We start from the raw sequence: 26,051 nt of genomic DNA on the forward strand, positions 1-26,051 counted from the left end.
TTTTAAATCTCACTTTCTTTTTGTCGATGCTGAAACATACTCATAAACAAAAAAGTACTCATTTTACGAGCACGGCGTTTTAAAGTTTCGGCATTTTCTCCTTCAAAATATTCTTCGATGGTTTGAAACCAATGATTTAGCCAAATTCCGAATTCGTTTGCTGTGATTTTTTCATCAAAATGAGCATCAACTTCATTGTGTACAGTGTGCGGATTTCCTTTGTATTTGCGAACACCAAATAGATTAGTTTCCCAAAAATCAGTTAGTTTTTCTAGGTGCGTATCCCAATCAGTAATTATTTCATTAAAATAAAAGCCGATTTCTTTATCGGCTCTTATTTTATCGTAGAATTGATGGACTAAAAATGCTACATCAGCTCTATTTTCTATTTGCTTTTTCACAGAAAAATAGTGTTTACAAGAATAAATAATACGCTTAATATTGAGCTTAAAATCAAAAGGTTAAAAACCACTTTGTGTTTCATTTGTGCCAAAATTGAAGTGTTTACAAAGATACAAGCTAAAACAATAATTGCCAGTTGAATCATTTGCGGAATTGAAGTTCCGTTAGATAAAACATACATTGCTGCAGCGCCTCCTAAACAGCTTTGCCCAATTACTGCCATTGCAGCAGAACCCATATAATTTCTATTGAAAATGTCGAATGTTGTTTGGTATAGTGTCATGATATTCAGATTTTTATATGACAAAGATACGCCCGCAATACAACTGCGTTTTATGATTAAAATCATAAAACAAGAACTTTTTTATCTGTATACTTTTCGATTAATAATCTTCAATTCGCCTTTTTTTTCTAATGCTTTTATGGTTCTAATAACCGTTTCTACCCGTAAACCAGTTAAATCTCCAATTTGTTGTCTTGTGAAATTGATTAAATAACCGTTATGGTCTTTTTGAAAATTGAAATAAGCAATTCCGTGATCGATCAATTTTAATACGCGATGTTCGGGTTCTTGTGTCGATATTTCTGCCGCCATAACCGATTTGTAGTACAAACGCTGCGCTAGATTTTCAATAATTTTAATGCTCACTTTTGGATTTTCTTCTAAAAGCTTCATGAAGTTTTCTTTTGGAAGAATAAGAATTTCGGCATTTTCTACCGCAATTGCGTTAGCGGGATATTTTTGATTTAGAAATAAAGGTGGTTCGCCAAAAGATTGTCCGCTGTAAAATATTCCCTGAATAAATTCACGTCCATCATCATTATAATTACTCATTTTGATTTCGCCCGAAACAATTTGATAATAGTTCAAAGGCAGGTTTCCTTCTTCAAAAATAAAATCATTTTTGTCGAACGATTTTTTTACCGCGCCATATTTTTCTATTAATTCGACTGTAATCATAATGTATTATTTACGTTATCAAAAATCGTCACACAAATATAATTTATTCAAAATAGTTTTATGAGATTAAAAAACTTTTACTTTTACACTCAAGATGCAAGAACAAATACTCACTATAAGACAACAAATTTTAGAGGCTAAAAGTAGCGGTCAGAAATTATTGGCTATACTTTTGGATCCTGATAAAATCGAACTGAAAAACTTAGATAAATTAACTGAAAAAATCAATCAGTCGCCTGCAACTCATATTTTTGTGGGAGGAAGTATTGTTCAGAATAATATTTTAGAAGATTTAGTTTTGATGTTAAAACAAAAAACGAATCTTCCAGTAATTTTATTTCCAGGAGATCCGTCGCAAATTTCCCCAAAAGCAGACGGTATTTTGTTTTTGTCTTTATTATCTGGTAGAAATCCAGATTATTTAATAGAATATCAGGTTCAAGCAGCGCCAATTCTAAAGAAAACAAATTTAGAAGTTATCTCAACAGGTTATATTTTGATAGAAAGCGGAAACGAAACTGCGGTTGCGCGCGTAAGTAAAACAAAACCTCTAAGTCGAGAAAATCTTGATTTGGTTCTTGCAACTGCTCAAGCAGGCGAATTATTAGGAAATCAATTAATCTATTTAGAAGCTGGAAGTGGTGCAAAACAGCCTGTCCCGTTAGAAATGATCGAATTAGTTGCTCAAAATGTCAGAATTCCTGTAATTGTTGGAGGAGGAATTGTAGATTTGCACGGAATTCAAAAAGCGTATGCTGCTGGTGCAGATTTGGTTGTTATTGGAACTGCTTTCGAAAATAACAGTCATTTTTTTGAATTTTAACCTCTAAAATACCACAAATTTCATGATAGATTTTTTTCTAAACAGTTATAAAAATGCGCCCCTATGGCATATTGCTTTAGAGTTTTTAGTATTTGTTTTTGGAATTTTGAGTGTTTGGTTTGCTAAAAAAGAAAATATCTGGGTTTATCCAACCGGATTAATTGCTACAGTAATTTCTGTATATCTTCTTTATATAGCAGGCTACATTGGAGATATGATTATAAATGGATATTTTTCAATAATGAGTATTTATGGTTGGTATGTTTGGGGAAAAGGAGGAACTGTTGAAGATAATCTTCCAATTACTCGCACAACTTTTAATGAAAAAATAATTGGAATCTTACTGTTTATTGTAACCGTTTTTGTAGTTTTCGGGATTTATAAATATTTTAATTACGAAATACATAAAGATAACTATGTCGATATGATTTCGTCGGGAATATTTTTCGCAGGAATGTGGTATATGGCCAGAAAAAAAATAGAAAACTGGACACTTTGGATTATTGGTGATATTATTGTTGTACCTCTCTATGCTTATCGCGGTTTAGGGATGCTGTCACTTCAATATTTAATTTTTACAATTTTGGCTATTTCAGCTTATTTAGAATGGAGAAAGATCTTAGACAGCAAAAAACAACAATCATAAAAATTGCTTTATTTGGTCCTGAGAGTACAGGTAAAACTACATTAGCAAAACAGCTTGCGGAGTACTACGAAACCGAATGGGTTCCCGAGTTTGCACGCGATTATCTACAAGAGAAATGGGAAGAGAATAAGCATATCTGTGTTGCAGATGATATGATGCCTATAGCTTATGGTCAAACTGCGTTAGAAAATAAAAAGCTTGAAACAGCAAATAAATATTTGTTTTGTGATACCAATTTAATGGTAACCAAAGTTTTTTCTGAAATGTATTATGGTTTTTGTGATCCGCTTTTGAATGAAGCTGCATTAAAACATGAATACGATTTGTTCTTTTTGACTGATATTGATGTTCCGTGGGAGAAAGATGATATTCGTGATACTCCAAACGGAAGAGAAACCGTTTTTTCTGTTTTTAAACAAACTTTAATAGATACTAAAAAGCCTTTTATAACTCTTTCTGGCGACAAAGAATGTCGTCTAAAGAAAGCAGTTTCGATTATAAATGATTTGGCTTTCGCTAAAGAAAATGATTTTTCGTCTGAAGATTTTGTACAGATTTACAATAGAGGAATTTCTTTTAAAACGGTTTTAAAACAATTAGAAAGCTTTAAAAAAGGAATTTCAAAAAGTAATTTAATCAGACCAGCTACAATCAACGACGGAATTTTAAGTTTTTCTGAAAATGAATTTCAAGAAAAAGCACTGATTTTTGATGAACTAAAAGATAAATTTAAAATCAAAAAGTTTGTTCCTGCTTCTGGTGCTGCGACCAGAATGTACAAGTTTTTGACAGCTTTTCTGAATGATTTCGATATCACAAAAGAAACAATTAATGCTTATATCAACAGAAAAAATGATAAAGAACTTGCCATTTTTATTGTTGGAATGGAGAAGTTTCCTTTCTTCAAAGAAGTTGATCAAAAACTAAGAGAAGTTTATCCTGATTTTGAGAATTTAGAAAGAGATTATAAAAACTATTACTTTATAAAACTGTTACTGTCTCCAGATCATTTTAATTCTGCAAACAAGCCAAAAGCAGTTTTACCGTTTCATTTATATAAAACACATATTGCCAATCCGATTGAAGAACATTTGAATGAATGTGTGCATTATGCATCATCCAACAATGTGTCTAATTTACATTTTACGGTTTCGGAAATACATCAAGATTTGTTTGAAAAAGCAGTTCTTGAAGTTAAAGATAAAGTTGAAAAGCCTTCAGGAATCAAAATCAATATCGGATATTCATATCAAAATAAAAGTACAGATTCTGTCACAGTAGATTTAAATAATAAACTTGTAAAAGATATAAACAGCAATTTAATTTTTAGACCTGGCGGACATGGGGCTTTAATTGAAAACCTGAATAATTTAGATTCAGATCTTATTTTTATTAAAAATATTGACAATGTAATTCAAAATCATATTGATGAAATTACACTTTATAAAAAAGCTTTAGCAGGTGTTTTACTGGAAACACAAGAAAAGGTTTTTAACTATTTAAAATTGATCGATAAAGGAGAGCTAAAGGAAAATAATATTTTAAAAATTATTAATTTTCTACAGCGAGAATTTAATATTGAAATGACTTCAGATTTCAATAAGTTTACTTTTGAGAATAAAATTAATAGACTAAAAGAATTATTATACAAACCAATTCGCGTTTGCGGAATGGTTAAAAACGAAGGAGAACCTGGAGGCGGTCCGTTTTGGGTTGTAAATAAAAAAGGTGTAAAATCTTTGCAAATTGTAGAAACATCTCAAGTTGATAGAGAAGATAATAAACAAGAAAAAATTTTAGCAGAAGCAACTCATTTTAATCCAGTTGATTTAGTTTGTGGAATTAAAGATTACAAGAATGAAAAATTTGATTTGCTACAATATGTTGATCAAGAAACAGGTTTTATAGTTGAGAAAAGTCTTGATGGAAAACCTGTTAAAAATTACGAGTTACCAGGTTTGTGGAACGGATCTATGGCAAATTGGTTAACAGTTTTTGTCGCAGTTCCTTTAATTACTTTTAATCCGGTAAAAACGGTAAACGATTTATTAAAAGCAGCGCATCAGCCACAATAATATGGACGTAGAAAAAATCATATCAGAATTAAACTTTAAAGCCGTTCGCAGTAGTGGAGCGGGCGGACAAAACGTGAACAAAGTTTCGTCTAAAATAGTTTTGAATTTTGATTTGGAAGCTTCTCAAGCTTTATCTGATGAAGAAAAATTGCTTTTGCAAACTAATATTGCAGCACGTTTAACTTCTGAAAATATTTTGATTTTAAACTGCGACGAAGACCGAAGCCAACTTAAAAACAAAGAAATTGTTATTAAACGATTTTTAGAAATCATCAAAAAAGGCTTATACGTTCCGAAAGTTAGAAAGGCAACAAAAGTTCCAAAATCTGTAATCAAGAAAAGGATTAAGGATAAAAAGAACATTTCGGATTTGAAACAATCTAGAAGAAAACCCGATTTTTAATATTAAGACTGTAGAATTAAGTATTGAGAAATCCAAAAATGAAAAATCTTAATACTTAATACATTTATCTTAATACTTTTTTATATTTGCACTGTCTCAAAGGGGTGCTCTAAATAACGAGCTGAGATCATACCCAAAGAACCTGAGCGAGTAATGTTGCTAAGGGAAAAACGACACTATCGAGCGTGCACACTTTATCTTGTCGTGAAACACATTTATTAATTTAACAAAAGAATAATTCCCCCTTTTATTCGTAATTCTTTACGAATGAAAACTATTTTTAAAGGTGCTGAGGCACCAAGGTACAAAGGTTCGAAGGTTAAAAATCTTAATAGAACCAAATCTATTTTCTTTTCTCTATTTTCTATTTTCTTTTCTCTGGTTTCTTTCGCGCAACAGCAAGATTCTACCAAAGTAAATTCTCTTGATGAGGTTTTAGTTTCTGCAGTTCGCGTTACTTCAAAAACTCCAGTGAGTTTTAGTAATATGGATAAAAAAGAGATTAAATACAGAAATTTAGGTCAAGATATTCCTGTTTTGATGAATTATCTTCCATCGGTTGTAACAACTTCTGATGCTGGAAATGGTGTTGGATACACTGGAATTCGTGTGCGTGGAAGTGATGCAACACGTGTAAATGTAACTATAAACGGAATTCCGTACAACGATGCAGAAAGCCAAGGAACTTTTTGGGTAAATATGCCCGATTTTGCTTCTTCTGTAGAAAGTCTACAATTGCAACGCGGAGTCGGAACATCTACAAACGGAGCAGGTGCTTTCGGTGCAAGTTTAAATATGCTGACAGATAGTTATGCCAGAAAAGCAACTGGAGAAATTTCAAGTTCTGCTGGATCTTTCAATACATTAAAAAATACAGTAAAGTTTAGTACAGGTTTATTAAACGATCATTTTGAAATTGCAGGACGTTTGTCTGCGATAAAAACAGATGGTTACATAGATCGCGGTAGCGCAGATTTAAAATCGTATTTCTTGCAAGGAACTTATGTTGGTAAAACAACTTTAATTAAAGCTTTAGTTTTTGGTGGAACACAAAAAACGTATCAATCTTGGAACGGAATTGATAGCGAAAAATTAAGTGAAAACCGCAGATATAATTCAGCGGGAGAATATACAGACGAATTTGGTGTTACGCGCTATTATGATAATGAAACGGATAATTACAATCAAGATCATTATCAGTTACATTGGAGCGAATCTATTTCTGATAAATGGAGCACAAACTTTGCGCTTCATTATACAAAAGGAAAAGGTTATTTTGAAAATTACAAAGAAGATGCTGAAATGTCTGAATATGGTTTACCTGCCGTTGGAGCAGTAACTACAACAGATTTGGTACGTCAGAAATGGTTAGATAATGATTTTTACGGAACTACTTTTTCTGCAAAATATGTAGCAGATGGCTTAGACGTTATTTTAGGCGGTGGATGGAATAAATACGAAGGCGATCATTTCGGAAAAGTAATTTGGGCTAGATATGCTTCAACATCAGAATTGGGAGATCATTATTATGATGATTTTTCAACAAAAACGGATGGTAATATTTTCGCAAAAGCAAATTATCAATTTACAGAACAATTAAGCTTTTACGGAGATTTGCAATACAGAAATGTACATTATAAAGCTAATAGTGCAGAAACTGGTTTAGTAAATGATAATTTCAATTTCTTTAATCCGAAAGCAGGTTTAAATTATGCGTTTTCTCAAAAAAGCACTTTATACTTCTCGTACGCGAGAGCAAATCGTGAACCAAACAGAACCGATTATGAGGGCGGAAATGTAAAGCCAGAAAAATTAAATGATTATGAATTAGGTTGGAGATTCAATTCGGAGAAATTCCAGTTGAATTCTAACGTTTACTATATGGCATATAAAGATCAATTAATTTTGACGGGAAGATTAGATGATGTTGGAAATCCAATTCGTGCCAATACAGAAAAAAGTTATCGTTTAGGTATTGAAGTTGATGCAACAATTGCACTTTCTAGCAAATTTACTTTAAGACCAAACTTTACTTTAAGTAGCAACAAAAATGTTGATCTAGCTGTTGATGGCGAATATTACGGAACAACAAAAATTGCTTATTCTCCAGAAATTATTGCAGGAAACGTAATTGTTTACAAACCAATTGAAGGACTATATCTGTCATTATTGCAAAAATATGTTGGAGAACAATTCATGAATAATATAGAATTGCCAGCGGCTAAATTGGCCGATTATTTTGTAAACGATTTTAATGCTTCTTATGAAATAAAACCAAAAACAATATTTAAATCGATTACGATTACAGCTTTGGTTAATAATATTTTAAACAAAAAATATATTTCAAACGGAGCAATGTGGGATGTTTATCCGTACTATTATCCGCAAGCAGGAAGAAATTTCTTGATTGGATTAAGTTTGAAATTCTAAAATATTCTAAATAACAAAAAAAGCCCGAAGGTGTTTAGTTACGCTTTCGAGCTTTTTTTGTTATATATATTTCAAATAAATCTTCTTGATTTAAAAGTTAAATTAAAATTAAAAATAGTTATTTAATTAGCATAAAATAGTTAAATTCTAAAAAACAAAAAATCTGAAATTTAAACTTTTAGGTTTTTTTCTAATAAACTATATTCTTGTTAATTTTTCGTTAATTTTTAAAGTTTATTCTTATGTTTTTTTTTTTTTTGAATATTTACAACGGTTAACCAAAAAGATATTTAATAAATTTTAACTATTATTTAATTATGAAAAAATTAGTATTTACCGCTTTATTAGGGATGTTATCTGTTAGTGGTTTTTCAATGACCGAAACAAGTAATGAAAGAGTTTCTTTTGACAAAGTCGTTTTTGAAGATTGTGCGATAGCTGCGCATGAGACAATTGCAACTATAAAACTTGAGATGGAAATGTCTGAATGGGAGGAAGATTATTATTGGTATTCTTTTTATAGTGCCTGTATGAATAGATAACTAATATCGGGAGGGTCTATTTAATAGATTCTCCTGACATTTTGACTTAATATTTTGATAAATTAAATTGAAGAATTGTAATAATGAAAAAAAAAATAAACCTATATAAATTAATAATGCTGTTTTTAGGTATTGTTGTTTGTAATGGAGCAACAATCAATATTGATAGTAGTGATGTTAATAAAGTAATTTATAAAATAAGAATGCCCCCTAGAGATAATAAATTTAAATCTCCTCAAGCAGAAAAATTTATTAATGATATTGCAAATGGTTTAGAGTTAGTTGAATGTCAGTTGTTATTTAATAAGACTAGTTCTGTTTTTAAAATAATAGATAAGTTAGTTGCTGATAATGATAAAACTTATGGTTTAGGGGCAATTCAGGCTAGTGGGATTTATTTTAAGGACACGAAAAACAAAATAAAAATTATGCAGCAGAGTATTCGTGGGGAAAAATTAAATATAATTTTACCATATGAAGAATATAAATGGGATGTTTTAGCAGAAACAAAAGTTATAGATGGGTATAGGTGTTATAAGGCAGTTGGGTATCGTGAAGAATTTAATGCTAAGGACAATAAAATCAAAATTGTTCGTCCAGAAGTTTGGTTTACTCCAGAGATACCTTCGTCATTTGGGCCTAAAGGAATGGATGGTTTACCAGGATTAGTTTTGGAAGGGAAATTGAGTGAAATGGCATATTTTTATGCTACAAAAATAATCTTTAATGTTGAGTCTGATGAAAAATTAGAAAGGCCAATAGATGGAAAGGATATGACGTACGATAATTTTAAAGAGTTTATGCTTAAGGGATATTCTAAGAACTAAAAAAAAGTAATTTTCAATTAGTTCAAGTAATTTTTAGAGATTTTTATCAGGTCAATTGTAAAAAATGATTTTAAAACAAAAAACTTATAATTCTATTATAGAAGATGTATTTAATAAAAAAATAAGAAGATCTATGTTTTTTTATATGCTTCAATGTAATCGGAGCAAATTAAAAGGTGTAAAATGATTAGATTATTTGCGATTTTTTTGTTTTTAAATTCATTTATTGCATTTGCTCAGGGACATGTATTTACCGGTGTAGTTTCCGATGATGCATCAAAACCTCTAGAATCTGCCAATGTCATTGCAAAACCGCTACAGGAAAAAGCAAGTTTAAAATTTGCCATTTCAGACAATAAAGGGCGCTATAAATTAGAACTTGAAAAAAATGTAGCATATGAAATTATGGTCTCTTATATTGGCTATATCGAAGAAGTTTTTGTTTTAGAGGCTCAAAGCAACATTTTAAATTATGATTTTAAGTTAAGATCTTCAGGAGAAAACCTCAAAGAAATTGTTATCAAACATGAGTTCAAGCCCATAGTCGTAAAAAAAGATACTTTAGTTTTTGATGTCAATAGTTTTGCAAATGGCAATGAACGTAAGATGAAAGAAATCTTAGAGAAATTACCAGGTGTTGAGGTCGATAAAAAAGGAATAGTAACAGTACAAGGTAAGAAAGTAACCAAAATGCTAGTCGAAGGCAAATCTTTTTTTGGAGGAGGTTCTAAACTCGCTGTAGAAAATATTCCCGCTAATGCATTAGATAAAATTGAGGTTATAGACCATTTTAATGAAGTTGGCTTTATGAAACAGGTTTCAGATAGTGATGACCTTGCCATGAATGTAAAACTTAAAGAGGATAAAAAGAAATTTATTTTTGGAGATGTAGAAGTTGGTGCGGAGGTTGGTGCGGGAGACAACGGCTTTTATCTGGCTCATGCGGCTTTGTTTTATTATAGTCCAAAAACAAATGTGAGTTTTATAGGCGATGCCAATTCTATTGGTAAAAGCACTTTTACATTTGATGATTTAATGCGGTTTGGAGGCGGAGTAAGCAGTTTTCTTTCAGGCAGAAAATCTTTGTCTAATTTGTCTTCTTTTTCTAGTGATAATACTGATGTTTTAAAAAATAAATCGCAATTTGGAGCATTTAATTTTAATCATGATTTTTCAAGTAAGCTTTCTGTTTCAGGCTATGGTATATTTTCTAAAGTTTTAATAGCTTCCAGAATTGAAAACAATATTGAATATTTAAATAATTCCAGCATTGCATTTGAAAATAAAGACAGAAATGCAAAAAACACAGCAGTACTAGGAATTGGAAATATAAAACTGGATTATTCGCCATCAAATAAAGAAAAATGGTATTACAACGGACAATATCAATCAAGCACAAATGATTTGAAAAGTGTCTTGAACTCAACCACAAATTTAGGAACTTCGATTTTTGAAACTATAAATAAAGCAGATAATATTTCGGTAAAGCAGTATGTCGAATGGCATAAAAGTTATAATAATAGCAATACGACAACATTTGTAATTAATCAGGCCTATAATAAAATTACTCCAATAAATAATTGGTTTACAAATCAGCCTTTTTTACAAGGATTAATACCTTTGGAAAAAGACGATAGCTACACTTTAAACCAAATAAAGAAAACAGAAGCCAATAGCATTGATATGCTTTTTAAGCATTACTGGATTATTAATAACGCCAATCATCTGTATACAATTGCAGGGAATAATCATGAATATACAGCTTTTCAGACTTCTGAAAAACAAATATTAACTGACGGTTCTATTAATGACTTTTCAGATAAAGGTTTTGGCAACAATATTAAATACAAATTAAATGACGCTTATATTGGTTTAGAATATAAATTCAGAATAGGAAAATGGGTTAATAAGCCCGGTTTGTATTTGCATAGGTATAATTTAAATACGATTCAAAGTAATAATGAACATACCGTTGCAAAAACACTTTTTCAGCCACAATGGAATAGTGATTATGAGTTTAATAAATCAGAAACTTTGAGTCTTACTTATAAAATGGAAAATAGATTTCCAGAAGTAAATCAATTAGTAGACAAGTATACTCTAGAGTCTTATAATACTGTTTTTAAAGGAAATGCTTTATTAGAAAACGAAAAATATCATACAGCCAATTTACGTTACTCAAAAATGAACTCTTATCGAGGAATTGTTTGGAATGGAATGTTGAATTATTCTAAAAAGACAAAAGTCACTCGCAATGAAGTAGAGTTAGACGGTATAAATCAATTTAACACCCCTGTGATGACAGATAATCCTGAAACTAATATTGGTTTTAATGGTTCAGTTTCTAAGCGAATTTATCGATTTAATTTAAAGTTAAATACGAGATTATCTTGGTTTGAGTATTCGCAAAAATTAAATGATATTACAACAATTAACAAAAGAGATAGTCAGGATTTAGGTTTGATTTTTAAAACGGCATATAAAAAATGGCCAGACATTAGCGTTGGTTACACTAAAGGCTTTAGTAGTTTTTCAGGTTTAACTAAGTCACATTTTCAAACAGATGCGATTAGTTCCTCATTCGAAATTACAGCTTTTAAGTTTTGGACTTATAAAATCAATTATGATTATCTAAAAAATACATATAGTAGAAATCAATCTAATTTTTATGATATGATAGATACATCAATATTTTATCAGAAAAAAAATAATCCTTTTGGTTTTCAGCTCAGTGTAAATAATCTACTTGATATTAAGAAGAAATACAGTAACAGGTTTTCTGATTACATGATTAGCGAACAGTCAACTTATATTTTACCAAGAGCAATTATGTTTACAGTTTCTTATAAGTTATAATTTTTAATTATATACGTGAATCACAGTTCCAGATCCTTCAGCGCGATACTGTTTCATCGGATATTCTTTTCCTCCAAGTCCTGTAAATAAATTATACTCCGCTTTATCGCAAGAACAAACCGCATAAATGCCACTAATTGTCATAGCCGTACAAGACGTAATTGCTTGATTTGGGCATGCCGCATCAAAAGCGGTGTAAGTTCCTTCTCCAGTTTTCATTACTATAATTCCTTTTGCTCCATAATTAGGAACATACACAGGATTACTTACATATTTCAAATTATTATATGTCGGGAGATTATTGTCCAAATAAACATTAATAGAATAATTGGGAATGTATGGGTTATTGTTACTTCTATTATTGTCGCTGCAAGAGAACAAAACAGCGGTAAAGGCGATAAAGAACCAGATTTTTTTCATTATTCGAATAAGAATTAGTTAAAACAAAAATAATTTATTTAGATTTGAAATCTATATGATTAACATATAATTATGTACTATTAAAAATAATAGTATATTTGTGGTAAGAAAATCCCGTCGCGATGGGATTTTTTGTATTTATATAAACGATGAAGTTATGAGTAAAGTATCTTATTATACAGCTGAAGGATTAAAAAAATTAAAAGATGAATTGGAGCATTTAAAAAGTGTAATGCGTCCAAAAGCATCTCAAGATATTGCAGACGCAAGAGATAAAGGAGATTTGTCTGAAAATGCAGAATATGATGCAGCAAAAGAAGCACAAGGTTTATTAGAAATGAGAATTGCTAAACTAGAAGAAGTTTATGCAAATGCACGATTAATTGACGAATCTCAATTGGACGTTTCTAAAGTTTTGGTTTTATCTAATGTGAAAATCAAAAACCAAAGCAACGGAATGGAAATGAAATATACGCTTGTAGCAGAAAGTGAAGCCGATTTAAAAACAGGAAAAATCTCTGTAACTTCTCCTATCGGGAAAGGTTTACTTGGGAAATCTGTTGGAGAAGTAGCTGAAATTACAGTTCCAAACGGAGTTTTAAAATTTGAAATTCTAGAAATTTCAAGAGACTAAGTAATTGCGAGGAACGAAGCAATCACATTATTAAGATTTAAAATCAACTATGGCATCAATATTCACTAAAATAGTAAACGGAGAAATTCCAGCTTATAAAATTGCTGAAGACGATAATTATCTAGCTTTTTTAGACGTAAATCCAAATGCTAAAGGACACACACTTTGTATTCCGAAACAAGAAATCGATAAGATTTTTGATATGGATGACGAACTGTATTTAGGTTTAATGAAGTTTTCTAAAAAAGTTGCAGCGGCCTTAGAAAAAACTGTTCCATGCAAAAGAGTCGGAATCGCTGTTGTTGGACTTGAAGTGCCGCACGCACACGTACATTTGATTCCGTTAAACGAAATGGATGAAATGCGTTTTATTAATAAAGTTTCTCTTTCTAAAGAAGAATTTGAAGCTTTGGCAAAAGATATTCAATCGAATTTGTAAAGACTTCGACTTCGCTCAGTCTGACAAAATAGATAATAAAAAGTGCAGTAAAATTATTACTGCACTTTTTTATTTAATGAAATCTGAAAAGTAGTTCCTTTTCCAATTTCAGAATTTAATACTTTAATTTTTCCGTTGTGATATTCTTCTACAATTCTTTTGGTTAAAGAAAGTCCGAGTCCCCAACCACGTTTTTTTGTGGTAAAACCAGGTTCAAAAATTGTTTTAAATTGTTTTTTAGAAATTCCCGTTCCAGAATCTTTAATATTGATTTTTACATGATGCGCATCTTGCTCAATTTGAAGGTCTAAAGTTCCTTTTCCTTTCATGGCATCAATAGCATTTTTAACCAAATTTTCGATAGTCCAGCTATGCAAAGTCGGATTAATCATGCCGAAAATAGGATTTTCAGGAGCTTTAAACGAAAAAGCAACTTGTTTAGAAAATCGAGATTGCAAGTATTCGTATGCATTTTTTGTTTCTTCGACAATATCATAAAGTCCTAAAACAGGTACAGAACCAATTTTAGAAAAACGATCAGTAATCGTTTGCAAACGTTCAATATCTTTTTCTATTTCTGTAGAAATAGAAGGATCGATATCTTCTGTTTTTAAAATTTCAACCCAACCAATCAGAGAAGACAAAGGCGTTCCGATTTGATGCGCGGTTTCTTTTGCCATTCCTGCCCAAAGTTTATTTTGGGTTGCCATTTTTGTGCTTTTATAAAAATTATAAATTAAGGCAATGCATAAAAAAATAATAAGCGCTAAAGCAATCGGATAATATTTTAGTTTATTCAGTAATTCTGAATTTCCATAATATAAAGTCTGATATTTTCCAGGCGCATATTCAAAAGTAATAGGCTCATTTTCGTTTTTTAATTTATTCAAAAAAGCAGTTCTTTTTTTCTTATCATTAAGTACTTCGTCTGGAACATTTTTAGCACTTACAACTTTGTCATACAGCATTATAATACCTGGAATTGTGGTATTATTGCTAAAAATCTGAAGAGGTAGTTCTACATCAGTGTTTTCATTTGCATTAACAAGCGTAATTTGAGCATTTACAAAAAGCTTCATTTTTAAGCGTTCCTCAATTTTAAATATTTGGAAGAAAGTATAAGTATTCCAAAGAATTAGAGAAATGATAATAAAGCAAACCGAAATAATAATCCAGCGGGTTGTATTTGTTCTTTCAGAAAAAGACATATCAATTATTTTGAAGTATAAATATAACGAAATATACACATTTTATATTTTGCGTATACCGAAAGATTTTTAGTTTTATCGATAAAAGTATTTCTTCTAATTAAACGATTTCAATACTTTTGCAAATACCAAAATGAGGTTTGGTTAAAAAGAAAAATTTATGATTAGCATCAATCCGAAGGAAATACCAACAGTAAAACTACAAGGTTATCTGCAAAGTGCTGTGGGACCGAGACCAATAGCTTTTGCGAGTACAATAAGTGCAAAAGGAATTCCGAATTTGTCGCCTTTCAGTTTTTTTAATGTGTTTAGTTCCAACCCGCCAATTTTGGTTTTTTCACCGTCAAGACGTGTTCGAGATAATACCGTAAAGCACACTTTGATTAATGCAGAAGAAACTCGTGAAGTTGTAATAAATGTTGTAAATTACGATATAGTTCAACAAACTTCATTGGCAAGCACAGAATATGCAGAAGGCGTAAATGAATTTATAAAAGCTGGTTTAACACAAATTCCATCAGATATTGTAAAACCATATCGAGTAAAAGAATCTCCGGTACAGTTTGAATGCAAGATAACGCAAATTATTCCGTTAGGAACTGAAGGAGGAGCAGGAAATTTGATTTTGTGTGAAGTTGTGAAAATTCATATTCATGAATCTATTTTAGATGAAAATGGAGCAATAGATCAGCATAAAATTGATTTGGTTTCAAGGCTAGGAAAAGATTGGTATTCAAGATCTAATCAAGGACTTTTTGAAGTAGCAAAACCCTTGACAACACTAGGAGTAGGCGTAGATGCGATTCCTGATTTTGTAAAAGAAAGTGCTGTTTTTGATGGTAATGATTTAGGTAAATTAGGCAATATTGAGGTCTTGCCCACAAAAGAAGAAGTTAGTATATTTGTGAAGGAAAATTTTTCTGTGAAAGGAGTTTTAAGTTCTGATGACCAGAAAAAAGTACATTTGGAAGCAAAAAAATATTTGGATAATGGCGATGTAGAATCGGCTTGGAAAGTGCTTTTAGCAAAAAAATAAAGAAGAATAGAAACAATAATTAATATAAACGAAGATGGAAGTTATAGGAAAAGTAAAAGTGGTTAATCCTGAGCAACAAGTTAGTGCTTCATTCAAAAAAAGAGAATTAGTAGTTACTACAGATGAGCAGTATCCACAGCACATTTTAATCGAATTTACACAAGATAAATGCGATTTATTAAGCAGCTATAAACAAGGAGAGGCAGTAAAAGTTTCTATCAATTTAAGAGGAAGAGAGTGGGTTAATCCGCAAGGAGAAACAAGATATTTCAATAGTATTCAAGGTTGGAGAATCGAAAGAGTAGGTAACGAAGCGCCAACACAAGCACCGCCAATGCCAGCTGCACAAACTTTTGCTCCTGCAACAAATGTAAGCGAAGACGAACCAGACGATTTACCGTTCTAAGAATTTAGAAATTGTAATATATTAAATTCCAAATTCCAATTCATTCGACTGAATTTGGGATTTGGAATTTTTTATTTCAACTTTTCAACATTGATTATTGTAAAAAGATGTATTATTTATTTAATGATTTATTTTTTCCACCAGTTACCGAAGCCGATGAAGAAGGTGTTTTGGCAATTGGAGGCGATTTAAGTTCAGAACGTTTACAATTGGCTTATAAAAGCGGTATTTTTCCTTGGTTTAATGAAGGAGAACCAATTCTTTGGTGGGCGCCAGATCCTAGAATGGTATTGTTTTTTGATGAACTGATAATTTCAAAAAGCATGAGAAACATTCTGAATAGAAGAATGTTTAAGGTAACGTATAATAAAAATTTTAAAGAAGTAATTTCGAATTGCCAACAAATAAAACGCGATGGGCAAAACGGAACTTGGATTTCTAACGAAATGATCGATGCGTATTGCAAATTAAATGAAGAAGGAATTGCAAAATCTGTTGAGGTTTGGCAAGATGAAAAGTTAGTCGGCGGTTTGTACGGAATTGATTTAGGAAAAGGAAATATTTTTTGCGGAGAAAGCATGTTTTCTAAGGTTTCAAATGCTTCAAAAGTCGCTTTTATTGCTTTAGCATTACATTTGCAAAAAGAAAAGTATAAATTACTGGATTGTCAGGTTTATAATCCACATTTAGAGAGTCTTGGCTGTCGCGAAATTGATCGTGAAGAGTTTATGTCCATTTTAAAAAGCAAATAAAAATGAGAACAGTTTACAGTGTAAAAGAAATCTATATTTATCCGATAAAAAGTTTGGCTGGCATTAGCTTAAAAAGTGCCAATGCAGAAGAAATGGGTTTTGAAAATGATCGCCGTTGGATGATTATTAATGCTGAAAATGTTCATGTTACACAGAGAGAATATCCAAAAATGAGTCAATTTTATCCTGAAGTTTCAGGAGATAAAATTAAAATTGTTTTTGAAGGAGAAACTCACGAATTTTTAATCAATGAACATCTTGAAAATGCAATAGATTCGCAAGTTTGGGATGATAAAAGTGAAGTTTTTGAAGTCAATAAAAATTCATCAAAATGGTTTAGCGATAAATTGGGTTTTGACTGTAAATTGGTAAAAATTATAAAAAACGGTGACAGAAAACATGAAAGTTCTAAATTAAAAGAAACCTTCAATGTGAGTCTTGCCGATGGATATCCATATTTATTAATTGGAACAGAAAGCCTTGATTTTTTGAATGAAAAATTAGAAGAAAAAATCACTATTAAAAGATTTCGTCCGAACATTGTTGTAAGTACTAAAAGTGCTCATGAAGAAGATGATTTTAAGGATTTTAAAATTGGAAAAGTTCAATTTAAAAATATAAAACCTTGCGGAAGATGTATTATGGTTAATAATGATCCGCAGAAAGGAATTGTAAAAAAAGAACCTCTGAAAACATTAAGTAAATACAGAAATGTTGATAATTCAGTTTTATTTGGAACTAATATTGTCAGCTTGAATTCGGGAATTATTAGTGTTGGCGATGAGGTTGTTTTTTAGAAATTCAACTTTGTAAAGCTCCAATTTAGTGTATTAAAAAGTATTAATTCATTTTTTAAAGTAGGTAATTCTAGAATCAATTTTAAAGTTTCATGCGCCATCATATTTCCGATAATTCCGGGTAAAGTTCCCAAAACACCATTCAAATTACAATTCGGAACCTCTTTTGGATTTGGAATTTCTGGAAATAAATCGCGAAGATTTTTACTTCCATTATGATTGAAAACGGCAATTTGCCCTTCAAATCTTAAAATACTTCCATAGACTAAAGTCTTTTTCAGTTTAACGCAAGTATCGTTTACCAAATAACGAGTGGAAAAATTATCAGATCCATCAACAACAATATCAAATTGTTCTATAATTTTTGATGCATTTTCTGCCGTTAATTTTTCATTAATTGCAACAGCTTCAATCAATGGATTTAGTTTTGAAACTACTTTTTGTGCCACAATTGCTTTTTGCTGACCAATTTCATTTTCAGTATATAAAATCTGTCGATGAAGATTGTGAATCTCAATCGAATCAAAATCCATAATTCCGATAAAACCAACTCCAGCTGTTGCAATATATTGTAAAATCGGACAGCCTAAACCGCCAGCGCCAATTACTAAAACTTTTGCTTTTTTTAGTTTTTCCTGACCTTGATCGCCAATTTCAGGAAGAATGGTTTGTCTGTTGTAACGTAGAAATTCTTGTATAATGCTCATTTTATTTTAGTCTTAAAGTTTGAAAGTCAAAAGTCAAAAGTCAAAAGTTATAAGTGAAAGATTAAAGTTAAGTTTTGACTTTTGACTTTTGACTTTCCAACTTTCGACTATAAGCTTTATGCCAATCTTTCCAAACTGGTTCGTAACCTGCTTTTTTTATGATTTTTGAAATTTCTTCTGCTGAACGTTCATCGCTAATTTCAAATTGTTCCAAAGATTGCGGATCGACAACATAACCACCAGGATTTGTTTTTGAACCCGCACTCATACTCGTAACGCCAATCGGAATTATATTGTTTCTGAATTTTTCGTTTTCTCTCGTTGAAATTGAAATTTCTAAATCTTCATTCCACAATCTATAAGCGCAAATAAGTTGTGTCAGATCTTTGTCATCCATAATAAAATTAGGTTCAATAATGCCTTCAGCAGGACGAAGACGCGGAAAAGACACCGAATATTTAGTTTGCCAATATCTCTTTTGAAGATAATCTAAATGCAGAGCATTGAAAAAACTATCCGTTCGCCAGTCTTCCAAACCTAATAAAACCCCCAAACCAATTTTATGAATTCCTGCTGTTCCAATTCGATCAGGAGTTTCTAATCGATAATCGAAGTTTGATTTTTTGCCTTTTGTATGGTATTTTTTGTAAACTTCCTGATGATAAGTTTCCTGATAAACCAAAACAGAATAAACACCTGCATCATGCAAACGATGATAATCTTCTGTAGAAAGTGGCTGAACTTCAACCGAAATAATCGAAAAATCTTCTTTAATTAAATTAATGGCATTTAGAAAATAATTGATATTTACCGTATAATTTGCCTCGCCTGTAACCAATAAAACGTGATCAAAACCTATATTTTTTAAGGCTTCAGCTTCTAGTTTTATTTCAGCATCAGAAAGGGTTTTTCTTTTGATTTTATTATCTAAACTAAATCCGCAATATGTACAGATGTTTTGGCATTCGTTACTCAAATATAAAGGCGCATACATTTGAATGGTTTTTCCGAAACGTTTTTTTGTGATTTCATGGCATTTCTGTGCCATTTGTTCTAAATAATTTTGAGCAATTGGAGAAATCAAAATCAAAAAATCATCGAGATTGTATTTGGTTTTAGACAAAGTTCGTTCGACATCTTTTGATGTGGTTTTGTAAATTCTGGATTGAATTTCATCCCAATTATATTGCTCAAAAATTGATTTGAATGTACTCATGTGATTGTGTTTTTTTAGCGCAAAAAAATTTTAACGCAAAGTGCGCAAAGAATACGCAAAGTTCACTAAGCTTTGAGTTCTTGTATTTGACAAAAAGTCCGCAAAGCTTAGTGAACTTTGCGAAAAAACTTTGTGAACTTTGCGTTAGAAAAAAAATTACTCATAAAGAAAAGAAGTCAATGGACTAGAAGCCGAAGCATAATTTTGCTGATTTGCAACTTTGGCTTCAAAGGCTTTTCTTCCTGCAATAACAGCTTCCCTAAAAGCTTCGGCCATTAATTTCGGATTTCCAGCTACGGCAATAGCGGTATTTACCAAAACAGCATCTGCGCCAATTTCCATTGCTTTTGCGGCATCAGATGGAGCACCAATTCCTGCATCAACAATAACAGGAACATTGCTTTGTTCGATTATAATTTCTAAGAAATCAATAGTTTTTAAACCTTTGTTGCTTCCAATTGGCGAACCCAAAGGCATTACGGCGGCAGTTCCAGCACTTTCTAAATGTTTGCAAAAAACGGGATCAGCGTGAATATATGGAAGAACTATAAACCCCAATTTTGCTAATTCTTCTGTTGCCTTTAAAGTTTCAATCGGATCGGGCATTAGATATTTTGGATCAGGATGAATCTCTAATTTTACCCAATTTGTTTCTAAAGCTTCACGCGCCAATTGCGCCGCAAAAACTGCTTCTTTAGCATTTCTCGCTCCAGAAGTATTGGGCAATAAATTAATATTTGAATGTTGTAAATGCGAAAGGATTGCATCGGTTTCTGTTTCAAGATCAATGCGTTTTAGTGCAACGGTAACCAATTCACTTTCTGAAGCTAAAACCGCTTGCGCCATTTCTTCATTCGAACCAAATTTTCCTGTTCCTAAAAACAAACGAGAATTAAAAGTTTTATTTCCTATGTTAAGCAACGATGTTTGCATATAATTTTTCATTTAATTGTTGAATCAATTTTTCTCTTTCTTCACTTTCTGTGATGATTCCGGAAACGGCAATTCCGTAAATTCCTGTTTCCATCAACGGACCTACGTCGCGTAATGTGATGCCTCCAATTGCATAAACAGGAATTTGAAGTTTGTTTTTCTTTACTTTTTCAAGAATATCAAAATAACCTGCTAAACCTAAAATCGGACTTAATTTTTCTTTTGTGTTTGTAAATCGAAATGGTCCTAAACCAATATAATCGCAGCCGTTTTTTACATGATTTTCGATGTCTTCAAAAGTATTTGCCGTACCTCCGATAATTTTGGTTGTGCCTAAAATTGCTCTTGCTTCGTCAATTTTGGTATCGGTTAGACCTAAATGAACACCATCTGAGGCGATTTGTTCGGCTAAATGTAAATCGTCGTTTACAATAAAATTCGCAAGATATTCTTCGCACAAAGGTTTTACAGCTTCCGCTAAAGTGAAAGTATCTTTGGGAGTGTGGTTTTTAAATCGCATTTGCACCCAATTGCATCCAGCATCAAGCGCTTGGTGAATATTGTACAATTGTTCTTCGATAGTTTCGCCTTGTGAAATGTATTGCAGTTTGTTATACATAATGATATCCGGTTAAGGTTGAAGTTGAATTAAGATAGTTTTCAATATAGATTTTTGCGTTTTTGCAAGCTTCTGTGATAGTTTGATTTAAAGCTAAATTTGATGCAATTGAAGAAGAAAGTACACAGCCTGAACCGTGTTTTTCAAAGCATTTTTTATCGGATGGAAACAATTCTAAAATTTCATTTTTTAGAAATAAAAGATCCGTTCCAATGGCAGTTTCGTTATGCCCGCCTTTTAAGAGAATATTTGTTGGAAGTTGATTTTCTTTCCAATATTTTTTTGAAATAAAACCAGGAAACAGGATTTCGATTTCATTGTAATTTGGTGTCAGTAAATCGATTTTTGATATGATTTTATTCAAATCTAAATAATCTTTAATATTCAAAAATTCAAACTTAGTAGTCGATTTTAAAACGGGATCCCAAACAATTTTTGTCGAAGGAGAAAGTAATTTTATTGTTGAAATAATTCTGCTTAAATCATATAAAGAAGAAAGTATTCCGATTTTTGCCACAGTAATTTTATAATTTAAAAATAATGTTTCGATAGAACGGATGACAAAACTTAAATCCGTCCATTGAATTTCATAAAATTGATTCTCCGTTTGAATAGTATTTGCGGTAGAAATAGCAAAACCTGAAACTTTATGCTGTTCAAATGTCTTGATGTCAGCCAAAATTCCAGCACCGCCAGACGGATCTAAACCTGCGATTGTAAGTACGAATGGACGATTTTCTGACATAGTTTAAATTGTTTTAAAGGATTTTCGTTTTTCCAAATTGTTCCTAAAAGGGCAACATCATCAAAACCATTTTCAAGTGTTTTTTTTATATTTTCTGCATCAATTCCGCCTAAGGCAATGGCTTTTGTTTTATGATTTGTTCTTGATTTTAATGCTTCAAAAAGATCGAGTTTTGGATTATAATTTTCTTTTGAAATACTTTTAAAAACAGGACTTAAAAAGGCGTAATCAAAATCATTTTCTAGTAAATTAAAATCTTCGATAGAATGTGTTGATGTTGATTTATACCTACAAGGTTCTGGAAACCTTGCAGGAATATCTGAATTATTTTTTCTTTCTTTTTCAGAAAAATGAAAGCGGTAAATTCCAAAATCTTCTGCTAATTCATGATGATTATGCAGCACGATTCTATCTCTAAAATCTAAATCAATTTGATGAATAAACTCTGCCATTTCTGCTTCTGAAAAATCAGGTTTCCTAATATGAAGTAAAGACAATCCTCCATCAAATAAAGAATGGAGAACTTGAATTTCATCTTCAATAAACAAAGGATTTGTAATCACAATCATATCAAAAAGTATTAAGTATTAAGATGGCAGTATTAAGAGTTTGGCGTTGAAAATCTTAATACTTAATACCGACATCTTAATACATTCTTAAATATAAATCTCTTTGCCTTGTTCAATAAATTCCTCTGATTTCTCTTGCATTCCTTTTTCTGCGGCTGCGACATCTCTAATTTCCTGAGATATTTTCATAGAACAGAATTTTGGTCCGCACATCGAACAGAAATGCGCCACTTTTGCTCCATCAGCAGGAAGTGTTTCATCGTGAAATTCTCTTGCAGTATCTGGATCTAAAGCCAGATTAAATTGATCTTCCCAACGGAATTCAAAACGGGCTTTACTTAAAGCATTATCTCGATATTGCGCTCCCGGATGACCTTTTGCTAAGTCGGCAGCATGAGCAGAAATTTTATACGTAATAACACCGTCTTTTACGTCTTTTTTATTCGGCAAACCCAAATGCTCTTTTGGTGTAACATAACACAACATGGCGCATCCGTACCAGCCAATCATCGCCGCACCAATTGCCGAAGTAATATGGTCGTAACCAGGTGCAATATCTGTTGTTAACGGACCTAAAGTGTAAAATGGAGCTTCATGACAATGTTCTAATTGCTTGTCCATATTTTCTTTAATCATGTGCATCGGGACGTGTCCTGGACCTTCAATAAAAACTTGAACATCATGTTTCCAAGCAATTTTCGTTAGTTCTCCTAAAGTTTCTAATTCCGCAAATTGAGCGGCATCATTAGCATCTGCAATTGAACCGGGACGTAAACCATCTCCCAAAGAAAAAGCGACATCATATTGTTTCATGATTTCGCAGATTTCTTCAAAATGCGTGTATAAAAAGTTTTCCTTATGATGAAATAAACACCATTTTGCCATAATCGATCCGCCGCGAGAAACGATTCCTGTAACGCGATTTGCGGTTAAATGAATGTAGCGAAGTAAAACGCCAGCGTGAATTGTGAAGTAAGAAACGCCTTGTTCTGCTTGCTCAATTAAGGTATCGCGGAAAATTTCCCAAGTTAAATCTTCAGCAATTCCTTTTACTTTTTCCAAAGCTTGATAAATAGGAACTGTACCAATTGGAACTGGAGAATTTCTAATAATCCATTCTCTGGTTTCGTGAATGTTTTTTCCTGTCGATAAATCCATAATCGTATCTGCGCCCCAACGGCATGCCCAAACTGCTTTTTCTACTTCTTCTTCAATGCTAGAAGTCACGGCGCTGTTTCCGATATTGGCATTAATTTTTACTAAGAAATTACGCCCGACAATCATTGGTTCGCTTTCTGGGTGATTGATATTGTTTGGAATAATGGCTCTTCCGCAGGCAACTTCAGAACGTACAAATTCTGGTGTGATTTTACTTTTTGGAGTATTCGCACCGAAACTATGACCGCTGTGTTGACATTGCATAGCTTTGGTTTGTTCGTTTAAAAGTTCAATTCTTTGATTTTCGCGAATAGCAATATATTCCATTTCTGGAGTAATAATTCCTTGTTTAGCGTAATACAATTGCGTTACGTTGGCGCCTTTTTTAGCACGTTTTGGCTGATGTAAATATTCAAAACGAAGGTGGTTTAGGCTTTCATCTTTTAATCGGCTTAAGCCATAATTGGAAGTTATTTCGTTTAAAATTTCGACATCATTTCGGTTAAGAATCCAGCTTTCGCGTAAGCGTGGCAATCCTTTTCGAATATCAATTTCAACATTCGGATCTGTATATGGACCAGAAGTATCATAAACTGTTACGGGAGGATTTTTTTCAATTCCGCCGTTCGAAAGTTTCGTGTCGCTAAGATTAATTTCGCGCATTGCCACTTTTATAGGATGAATTTCTCCATCGATATAAACTTTTTTAGAATTCGGAAATGGGGTTCTGGATATTTGTTCTTCTGTAGTCATAATATTTTTGTTTCAAGTTTCAGGTTTGAAGTGTTCAAGTTGATTCTGATTGTATTTAATCGCAACGTTTTTCTGTAGAGACGCACAGCAGTGCGTCTACGTTTCAATATGAAATTGGAATTGTCGTTTTCGATTTTATCCGCCTTGAGTGGCAGAAATGATCAAAATTTCGTCAGTTTCTTGTACGAGGAATTCGTTCCAATTGGTTTTTGGAACAACAGTATTGTTGACAGCAACGGCAATTCCGTTTTGTTTGTGCGGAATTTCGAGATCGAGCAATGATTGAACGCTTAGCGATTCAGCATTGAAATGTTTGGTTTGTTGATTGATTTTTAGTTCCATTCCTTTTACGTTTAGTGTATAGTTACACATTAGGAATGGCTACAATTACGCATAGAAATGCGCGCAGAAGTCATCTTACTTTTCCCTACGCTAGTATGAACTAGATCAGGTTCAGAGGGTAAAATCTCAGCCTACAAGTTGTAGACACCCCTAAAGTGTGAAGCAAATATATGTAATTTTTTTAAGTTTTCAGTCGCAGTTTTCAGTTTACAGTCTTCAGACTTTAATTTTAAGTTTTTAAAAATGTAAACCGAGACTGAAAACTGAGACTATTTTATCGTTCGTGTAAAGCAATCTTCGATATGATCATTGACCATTCCAGTTGCTTGCATATGCGCGTAAATAACAGTTGAGCCAACGAATTTGAAACCACGTTTTTTTAAATCTTTGCTGATTGCATCAGAAATTGGAGTGGTTGCAGGAACATCTTTTAATGTTTTTGGTTTATTGTCAACAGGTTTTCCGTCAACAAATTTCCAAATGTATTTTGAGAAAGTTCCAAATTCTTCCTGAATCTTCATAAAAGCCTGGGCGTTTGAAACAGCTGATTTAATTTTTAACCCATTTCGAATAATGCCTGTGTTTTGCATTAATTCTTCAATTTTATCTTCAGAATAATTGGCAATCTTTTTATAATCGAAATTGTCAAAAGCAGTTTTAAAATTTTCTCTTTTATTTAAAATCGTAATCCAGCTTAAACCTGCTTGAAAAGTTTCTAAAATTAGAAACTCAAAAATTGTTGGATCGTCGTAAACCGGAGTTCCCCATTCTTCGTCGTGGTATTTTTTATATAAATCGCTGGAAGAACACCAGCCGCATCTTATTGGTTCCATTTTTTATTTTCAAATATAAAAAAACCTCAGTTCATTTTTTGAACTGAGGCTAATTTTGTTAATTGCAATAATTTATTTTCTTACATATTCAGTTAGAGCATAAATTGCATTATCATTACCTTTTGTTATTTTTAGTCTTAATGTTGTTTCATTCAATCTTAATATTTCATAAGTAATTTCATTGTTTAAAATATCTTTACTTTTTAAAATATTATTTGATTTCGACCATGTTCCGTCATTATTATATTCCTTACATTTCGAATTAGCATATTCGTATTGTAATTCTTTATAATTTCCATTTTCTAAAAATTCAATTTGATTGTTACTGCATCCGCCTTCTGGTGTAATTGTTAGTAGAAGTTCTGTGCCATTTAAAATATTTCCTCTTTTTGTTAGTTCCCACTTACCTACAATTGAAGTATCTTGTTGAATATCTTCATTTTCATTATTATCACTGCTACATGATATAAACAATCCAATTGACATTAATAATACCACTAATTTTTTCATTGTTACTTA

General features: G+C 31.8%; 29 protein-coding genes and 1 riboswitch. Of the genes, 14 read left to right on the forward strand and 15 right to left on the reverse strand.

What is annotated here, in order from left to right:
- Positions 1–2 precede the first annotated feature (2 nt).
- The 3 genes from NYQ10_RS07435 to NYQ10_RS07445 all read right to left on the reverse strand — a co-directional run bounded on the left by NYQ10_RS07435 (position 3) and on the right by NYQ10_RS07445 (position 1,363).
- Complete coding sequence (locus NYQ10_RS07435; protein ID WP_289879630.1) at positions 3–401, reverse strand: group III truncated hemoglobin; 399 nt, start codon at positions 399–401, stop codon at positions 3–5.
- Entirely contained in the window at positions 398–685 is a 288-nt protein-coding gene (locus NYQ10_RS07440) for a hypothetical protein (protein WP_289879633.1), read from the reverse strand. The genes NYQ10_RS07435 and NYQ10_RS07440 overlap by 4 nt, the downstream gene beginning before the upstream one ends.
- 81 nt (positions 686–766) lie before the next feature.
- On the reverse strand, positions 767–1,363 hold the full coding sequence (locus NYQ10_RS07445; RefSeq protein WP_289879636.1) for a Crp/Fnr family transcriptional regulator: 597 nt from the start codon (positions 1,361–1,363) through the stop codon (positions 767–769).
- Positions 1,364–1,457: 94 nt separating this feature from the next.
- Between NYQ10_RS07445 and NYQ10_RS07450 the strand changes: the two genes are divergently transcribed.
- From NYQ10_RS07450 to NYQ10_RS07485, 8 genes are all read left to right on the forward strand, one after another.
- A complete protein-coding gene (locus tag NYQ10_RS07450) occupies positions 1,458–2,186 on the forward strand; it encodes a geranylgeranylglyceryl/heptaprenylglyceryl phosphate synthase (protein WP_289879638.1) in 729 nt (242 codons plus the stop codon).
- A 22-nt stretch (positions 2,187–2,208) separates the two neighbouring features.
- Positions 2,209–2,832: a nicotinamide riboside transporter PnuC gene (gene pnuC, locus NYQ10_RS07455; RefSeq protein WP_289879640.1), complete on the forward strand. Its 624-nt coding sequence runs from the start codon at positions 2,209–2,211 to the stop codon at positions 2,830–2,832.
- Positions 2,793–4,907 (forward strand): DUF4301 family protein, encoded by a 2,115-nt coding sequence (locus NYQ10_RS07460; protein WP_289879642.1) that lies wholly within the window; start codon positions 2,793–2,795, stop codon positions 4,905–4,907. Before pnuC ends, NYQ10_RS07460 begins: the two co-directional genes overlap by 40 nt.
- Before the next feature lies 1 nt (position 4,908).
- Entirely contained in the window at positions 4,909–5,310 is a 402-nt protein-coding gene (gene arfB, locus NYQ10_RS07465; RefSeq protein WP_289879644.1) for an alternative ribosome rescue aminoacyl-tRNA hydrolase ArfB, read from the forward strand.
- 267 nt (positions 5,311–5,577) lie between these two features.
- A complete protein-coding gene (locus NYQ10_RS07470; protein WP_289879646.1) occupies positions 5,578–7,740 on the forward strand; it encodes a TonB-dependent receptor in 2,163 nt (720 codons plus the stop codon).
- A 317-nt stretch (positions 7,741–8,057) separates the two neighbouring features.
- A complete protein-coding gene (locus tag NYQ10_RS07475) occupies positions 8,058–8,282 on the forward strand; it encodes a hypothetical protein (RefSeq protein WP_289879648.1) in 225 nt (74 codons plus the stop codon).
- 83 nt (positions 8,283–8,365) lie between these two features.
- Positions 8,366–9,109, forward strand: a complete 744-nt coding sequence (locus tag NYQ10_RS07480; protein ID WP_289879650.1) for a GLPGLI family protein — start codon at positions 8,366–8,368, stop codon at positions 9,107–9,109.
- 183 nt (positions 9,110–9,292) lie between these two features.
- Positions 9,293–11,965, forward strand: coding sequence for a carboxypeptidase-like regulatory domain-containing protein (locus NYQ10_RS07485; protein WP_289879652.1), 2,673 nt, complete (start codon positions 9,293–9,295; stop codon positions 11,963–11,965).
- A 3-nt stretch (positions 11,966–11,968) separates the two neighbouring features.
- Here NYQ10_RS07485 and NYQ10_RS07490 read toward each other — a convergent pair whose 3' ends face one another.
- The gene (locus tag NYQ10_RS07490) at positions 11,969–12,385 is read right to left on the reverse strand and encodes a hypothetical protein (protein WP_289879654.1); all 417 of its coding nucleotides are present in this window, start codon (positions 12,383–12,385) and stop codon (positions 11,969–11,971) included.
- Positions 12,386–12,542: 157 nt separating this feature from the next.
- On the opposite strand from NYQ10_RS07490, the gene greA reads away from it, so the two are divergent.
- A complete protein-coding gene (greA, locus tag NYQ10_RS07495; RefSeq protein WP_026728641.1) occupies positions 12,543–13,019 on the forward strand; it encodes a transcription elongation factor GreA in 477 nt (158 codons plus the stop codon).
- 49 nt (positions 13,020–13,068) lie between these two features.
- Entirely contained in the window at positions 13,069–13,458 is a 390-nt protein-coding gene (locus NYQ10_RS07500) for an HIT family protein (RefSeq protein WP_289879655.1), read from the forward strand.
- 56 nt (positions 13,459–13,514) lie between these two features.
- Here the strand turns inward: NYQ10_RS07500 and NYQ10_RS07505 are convergent, their stop codons facing one another.
- Positions 13,515–14,666, reverse strand: coding sequence for a sensor histidine kinase (locus tag NYQ10_RS07505; protein ID WP_289879657.1), 1,152 nt, complete (start codon positions 14,664–14,666; stop codon positions 13,515–13,517).
- 160 nt (positions 14,667–14,826) lie between these two features.
- Between NYQ10_RS07505 and NYQ10_RS07510 the strand changes: the two genes are divergently transcribed.
- The 4 genes from NYQ10_RS07510 to NYQ10_RS07525 all read left to right on the forward strand — a co-directional run bounded on the left by NYQ10_RS07510 (position 14,827) and on the right by NYQ10_RS07525 (position 17,657).
- Positions 14,827–15,702, forward strand: a complete 876-nt coding sequence (locus NYQ10_RS07510; RefSeq protein ID WP_289879660.1) for a flavin reductase family protein — start codon at positions 14,827–14,829, stop codon at positions 15,700–15,702.
- Between the two features lie 34 nt (positions 15,703–15,736).
- Entirely contained in the window at positions 15,737–16,108 is a 372-nt protein-coding gene (locus NYQ10_RS07515) for a DUF3127 domain-containing protein (protein ID WP_276175265.1), read from the forward strand.
- Positions 16,109–16,215: 107 nt separating this feature from the next.
- Positions 16,216–16,860, forward strand: coding sequence for a leucyl/phenylalanyl-tRNA--protein transferase (aat, locus tag NYQ10_RS07520; protein ID WP_289879662.1), 645 nt, complete (start codon positions 16,216–16,218; stop codon positions 16,858–16,860).
- Positions 16,861–16,862: 2 nt separating this feature from the next.
- Complete coding sequence (locus tag NYQ10_RS07525) at positions 16,863–17,657, forward strand: MOSC domain-containing protein (RefSeq protein ID WP_289879664.1); 795 nt, start codon at positions 16,863–16,865, stop codon at positions 17,655–17,657.
- Here NYQ10_RS07525 and NYQ10_RS07530 read toward each other — a convergent pair.
- The 10 genes from NYQ10_RS07530 to NYQ10_RS07575 all read right to left on the reverse strand — a co-directional run bounded on the left by NYQ10_RS07530 (position 17,654) and on the right by NYQ10_RS07575 (position 26,042).
- Positions 17,654–18,364, reverse strand: a complete 711-nt coding sequence (locus NYQ10_RS07530) for a HesA/MoeB/ThiF family protein (RefSeq protein ID WP_289879667.1) — start codon at positions 18,362–18,364, stop codon at positions 17,654–17,656. The genes NYQ10_RS07525 and NYQ10_RS07530 overlap by 4 nt on opposite strands.
- Before the next feature lie 67 nt (positions 18,365–18,431).
- Complete coding sequence (gene thiH / locus NYQ10_RS07535) at positions 18,432–19,580, reverse strand: 2-iminoacetate synthase ThiH (protein WP_289879669.1); 1,149 nt, start codon at positions 19,578–19,580, stop codon at positions 18,432–18,434.
- 156 nt (positions 19,581–19,736) lie between these two features.
- Positions 19,737–20,513 carry a thiazole synthase gene (locus NYQ10_RS07540; RefSeq protein ID WP_289879671.1) on the reverse strand — a complete coding sequence of 259 codons (777 nt, stop codon included), beginning with the start codon at positions 20,511–20,513 and terminating at the stop codon, positions 19,737–19,739.
- Entirely contained in the window at positions 20,494–21,132 is a 639-nt protein-coding gene (locus tag NYQ10_RS07545) for a thiamine phosphate synthase (protein WP_289879673.1), read from the reverse strand. The genes NYQ10_RS07540 and NYQ10_RS07545 overlap by 20 nt, the downstream gene beginning before the upstream one ends.
- Positions 21,125–21,877 carry a hydroxymethylpyrimidine/phosphomethylpyrimidine kinase gene (locus NYQ10_RS07550; RefSeq protein WP_289879675.1) on the reverse strand — a complete coding sequence of 251 codons (753 nt, stop codon included), beginning with the start codon at positions 21,875–21,877 and terminating at the stop codon, positions 21,125–21,127. Before NYQ10_RS07550 ends, NYQ10_RS07545 begins: the two co-directional genes overlap by 8 nt.
- Complete coding sequence (locus NYQ10_RS07555) at positions 21,835–22,446, reverse strand: thiamine phosphate synthase (protein ID WP_289879676.1); 612 nt, start codon at positions 22,444–22,446, stop codon at positions 21,835–21,837. The genes NYQ10_RS07550 and NYQ10_RS07555 overlap by 43 nt, the downstream gene beginning before the upstream one ends.
- Positions 22,447–22,533: 87 nt before the next feature.
- Entirely contained in the window at positions 22,534–24,357 is a 1,824-nt protein-coding gene (thiC, locus tag NYQ10_RS07560; protein WP_289879678.1) for a phosphomethylpyrimidine synthase ThiC, read from the reverse strand.
- Between the two features lie 135 nt (positions 24,358–24,492).
- Complete coding sequence (gene thiS / locus NYQ10_RS07565; RefSeq protein WP_289879680.1) at positions 24,493–24,699, reverse strand: sulfur carrier protein ThiS; 207 nt, start codon at positions 24,697–24,699, stop codon at positions 24,493–24,495.
- 65 nt (positions 24,700–24,764) lie between these two features.
- A riboswitch (TPP riboswitch) is annotated at positions 24,765–24,861 on the reverse strand.
- Between the two features lie 107 nt (positions 24,862–24,968).
- Entirely contained in the window at positions 24,969–25,532 is a 564-nt protein-coding gene (locus NYQ10_RS07570; protein ID WP_289879682.1) for a DNA-3-methyladenine glycosylase I, read from the reverse strand.
- A gap of 72 nt (positions 25,533–25,604) precedes the next feature.
- Positions 25,605–26,042: a lipocalin family protein gene (locus tag NYQ10_RS07575; protein WP_289879685.1), complete on the reverse strand. Its 438-nt coding sequence runs from the start codon at positions 26,040–26,042 to the stop codon at positions 25,605–25,607.
- Positions 26,043–26,051 lie beyond the last annotated feature (9 nt).

The organism is Flavobacterium johnsoniae (assembly GCF_030388325.1).
GTDB lineage: Bacteria > Bacteroidota > Bacteroidia > Flavobacteriales > Flavobacteriaceae > Flavobacterium > Flavobacterium johnsoniae_C.